1 pseudogene is annotated in these 4,724 nt (G+C 65.2%); it reads right to left on the bottom strand.

Annotation, left to right across the window (positions count from 1 at the left end):
- A pseudogene (locus J8I34_RS33310) lies at positions 1-4,724 on the bottom strand (XopAD/skwp family type III secretion system effector); the annotation flags it as partial.

The following is a 4,724-nucleotide window of genomic DNA, read 5'->3' as shown; positions in this document are numbered from 1 at the left end:
GGGGCTGGGTGCGTCACGGCAGGCGCGCTCCGCGTGGCACCGTGCGGCCCGTAGGACTGCCCGGTGTTCAGGTCGGAGCTGCGTGCTTGATCCGCGGCTGCGCCGCGATACGGCTGGTTCATCGGATCACCAGGCCTCTCGTTGGCAATGGACGGTTCCGCATAGAGATCGAAGGACAGGATCGTCTCGATGCCCTGCGGGCGCGCCACGCGCGCTGCCGCGTCGCGCAGCTCCTTCTCCAGCGTCTCGCGCGGCACCGCATCAGGCGACAGTTGGCGCAGCCTTTCGTAGGTCCGGTGAGTCTTCTGCTTGGCCTGCAGGCTCTCACGGGTGTGGAACTGGATTTCCCAGTCGGCGTCTTCGCCCTCAACGCGGGTGCGCACGTTCACATTCAGGCCAACATAGCTGGTGCCCTCCCGGGTAAAGCTGTTGTTCACGCGCATAACCGTCATGCCGGCCTTTTTCAGACTGGTCAGGATACTCTGGGCTTCCGTGGTAAATCCCTCTGCACCGAGAATCACCTCATAGCGCAGACCATCGCGTACTCGCCTGGCGGCCTCCTGCAGTGTTTGCAGACCCTGCTCGCGCTGTATCCGGGCAAGCTTCTCTTCAATGCTTTTCTTCTTCTTAAAGATAAACCTGCGCCAACTACCACCGTCCGTGCGCAACTGCGCGCCGTGGCCCTCCAGCGCCTGCTGCAGCACAGGCGAGACCGCACCCTCGAGACGTTCGGCCTGGCTTCTGATCTGCTGGGCCAGTTGCGCAAGGGGGGCGGGCACGCGCGGCGCGGCCGACGCCTGAGGCCGCGGCTGTATGTTCAATACCGTTTCCGGTTCCCAGTCCACGATATCTTCCACCCCCGCAGGAACGGCTAATGCACGGAAAGCCTTGCGCGCCGGCTCGAGCAACTTCCAGATCTCGTCGCGGGAGGCGCCATCGAATCCAAGTCGTTGCGCCTGCTTGTACAGATCGTGGTACTTCTCCTTGCATCCGAACGTTTGCTCTGTATGAAACTGGATTTCCCATGCGATGCTGTTCGGCTGCTTCAGCGTGACGCTCACCGCTCGGAAAGCGCCTTGGTCCCGCAGGAAATGATTCGTGCGCCGGATCAGAGTATGCGCCTTCGCGAGCTGCGCCATTATCTGCCGATAGTCCGCCATAAACGTATCCGCGGGCAGCACCACACTGTAGCGCAGCGCATCGTTGACCAGCGCGCTGGCCTGGGCCAGGGTCCGGGGCTGCACTCCACCAACCAGCCGGGCCAGCTTGTCCTGCAGCGAGCGCGGCGACTTCAGCCTGTTCTGTTCGCCCGCCAGACCCGCCCGTGCGTGTCCGGGCTCACTGCACCCGTCCATGATTTTCTGCAGCAGCAGCGTGATCCCCGGCTCGGCCAACCGGGCGCGTTCATTGAGCGCCAGCGCCTCTTGCTCAAGCTCCTGCTGGGAAACCTCTTGCGCCCGTTCGGCCGGCGTAGCGGGTACGCTGAGCAGCTCTGCTTGCTGCAGCGCCCGGACGGCGTCCTGCATGACACCCGCTGCCATCGTTGGCATCTGCCGCAGCTCAGCGTCTGCCCACTGTGGATTGAAGCGCCCGTGCCGTATTTCCACCAACGTCGGCTTGCTATACGGTACCCGACGCAGACGGTCGGGATACCGGCGTTCGGCCATTTCGCAGCACTCGATCACGCTTGTAAAGAGATCGGTGCCTGTGTCCGACTTCAGCGCGTCGGTGCCAACCTTTATGGCTATCGTAAACAGGTTGCGCATGGACAGCTCCGGCTCGCCCGGCACCAGCCCAGGCTGCCCCTCGGGGAACGCCGTGCGCGACAGACGGCACACCGGGTAGTTGTCCAGCACCGCGTGCACACGCCCGGCCGTGTCGTCTGCCTGCTCATAGGCGCTCGCAAGTGCGGGGAAACCCTGCGCCAGCGCGGACGGAAGCTGCGGTGCCTGGACGCTGTCCATTCCCATCTGCATACATAGCTCATACAGCAGTTTCGCCGCCTCGTGCGCTTGCGACTCATGGGCTCGGTCAATCGCCTCATGCGCCTGCACCTGCAACTGCTGCAGCGCTGGTGCATCCTCGTCCCCCTGCAGCCGCCTGCGCAGTCCGTTGCGCAAATCACGCTCCACGCCGTCGTAGGTGCCGAACATCATGTTTCGCGCTATGGCCTCGCGCAGGTCATCGGGCTGCGCGAGAAAGCGCATGGCGAGCGTGGCGGCTTTACCCAGCAACGCGCCCCCGCGCTGCTCGGCCATAATTTCGCGCGCCCGTCCCGCCTGGTAGCGGCCCCGTTCATCGATGGCAGGATGCGCAGTCTTGGGCGGCTTGAACGAGCGCTCCTCACCCCGTCGCGCCTGGCGCGACTGCATGACGCGACGGATGTGGCCCGCGAGAGCCGGATAGCCCGCATAGACGAACGCATCGTCCCCGTCCGTGTCCATGCTCCGCTTGCGCAGCTCCGCAATCGGGATTGCCCCAAGCCGCCCAGGCAACAGCACGTCCTTGACCCGCAGGCTGCCCGTACTGAACATCTGCTGCGGCAGCGCGTCGCGCTCGCGCCGGATCTTCCAGCGCGACAGCGTCTTCAGGTCCTCCCGCGAACAGGCCAGATGCAGCCCCTGGTGGTCCGGATCCGGCGACCAGTAGCCCGGCGGCGGAATGATCAGCATGCCCTTGCTGTGCAGCATGTCGGCGCCCGTGCCCGAATCATCATCGAATCCCGTATAGCTGTACTGAATGGCGAAGCACTGGTCCAGAAATCGAGCTGTCACGTCCTCCTGACCGGGCGTAACGACCTGCTCGGCCGCAATGGGCAATAGGTTCTCCTTATCGTACGGCGGTTTGCCCACCAGCACATCGCCCTGCAACTGCGCAAAGCCCGGCAGGGGAATCGTCGGCAGATACAGCCTGTCGTCAGCCGAGGGGACCGCGCGGATACGCCGGCCCTGGTAACCGCCGCTTACGGCCAGCTGGTACAGCGTCAGGCAGTCCACCGCCTGCGATGCGTGCCTGTCCACCCCGTTCAGCCTGCGCTGCATCACCTCGCGCGCTTCGTCAAGCGCCGCCTCATCCCGCGGGAAATGCATCAGGGCCTGCGGTGGCAGCGTGTTAAATCCCGGCTGCTGCCCATCCACCAGCTTGTGCTGTGCCTGGCTGCCCCGTGCCTCCCTGACTGCCTTCCATGCCTCGAAATGTTCGCGTACCACTGGAATACGCATCGCCACGTCCCATCTCAGAAACCCGCAGCCGTCATTTGGACAGAGCGCGATGCGTTCGTGGTGTGGCCCTTGAAGCCTGAAGGGGTGCTGCGGCCCGGGCACGTCCTCAAACCAGCCCAGCCGCAACGTGCCCTCCACCACATGGTCAGGCGGCACCATCTCCATGAGCGCGCGTTGCATGCGCGACCAGTCCTCGCGCTGCGGCGCCAGCTTCTGCGCCAGTTCCATGAAGGCGCTGCCTGGGGCACTGTCGGCATACCGAACTGCCGGCAGCACCGAAGCAGACGCACTGCGGCCGGCGGCGATGTCCCGCGCTGACTTCTGCCGCCCCCGTGTCAGGCGGCTGCCGCCAAACATGTCGAAGCGCCAGGGCTCGTCTTTGTAATGGAACGTGCGCGCGAGCATGAAGGCGCTTAACTCCCCAGGCAGCCGCACCTCGACCAGCGGCTGGCCGGTCAGGCGTGAATAAAACGAATACGCGGGCTCAACCCCGTCAGCCGACGCGGCGGGCTCCAGCTCCCGTCCCCGCACGTCGACCGTCACATGCCTGGTGTCGCCCCCGCCAGGTTCGGGTGGGACGACGTCTCCCACCGCTGTGCGCAGGCTCTCGTGGCACGCTGCCAGATCGAACCGGCTAGGAGGGTAACGCGTCGTGAGGATCTCCACATGCGCCTCGCTGGCCAGCCGCAGATCCAGCGCGTCCAGGATCACCTCATCCGCCTCGATCTGCGCAATCAGGTTCCAGCTCATTTCCTGCAGATCCGCCTCGATGAGCGGGCGCGTTCTATCCAGCGTCTGTCGCACCCACTGCTTCAGAGTCTCCTGTCGCGTCTTCACCGACTCGCGTTCGCCGCTGATGTAGCGCGGCTTCCACTGGTGGGCCACCACGGTGTATGCCTTGAGCACCTGATACAGTGACAGGGCCGGACAGCGCGTGCCGCATGCTTCGTCGCCATCCTTCAGGCGCAGCCCGGCACGAGCGCCTGCCCCCCCCGGGGCTTGGCGCAGATACGCGTCGATCTTATGCTCTACAACTGGCTTCAGCGCGCCGAACGTCTGCAGGGCGCGCACCCGGTGGCGCTGCAACTGCGGGCTGCGCGCCAGCGGCAGCAGCCCCATGCACAGAGTGCCCACACTCTCCAGCGGTTCTTCGCGCAGCCGTCCTTCGAGACACAGCGTCATAACACGATCCAGCGCCGGCGTTGCGAGCAGCCGCAGCGCGTCGTGCATCCGCAGCTGGGCGAAAGCCTTGAGCAGCATACCCACATGGCGGCCCTCGGCACTGTCGAAGCGTTCCGGGTACAACTCCAGGTGCACCGCTACCCCCATCAGTACATCGCGTGCGAGAACGGCGTTCCCGTCTTCGTCCCCGCCGAGCCGCGCCAGCGCGTTGGCAATCTGGCCGATCTGGCCGAATTCGAACGCGCTCCACTCGAGCGGAGCCCAGCCCAGGCGTGCCACCAGACACCAAGCCGCTTCATGCAGGCCGCTTTCTTGCGGCCA

The organism is Cupriavidus phytohabitans (assembly GCF_017815025.1).
Lineage (GTDB): Bacteria > Pseudomonadota > Gammaproteobacteria > Burkholderiales > Burkholderiaceae > Cupriavidus.
Note: the sequence above shows the minus strand (reverse complement) of the source record. Positions and strands in the feature narration are given on the sequence as shown.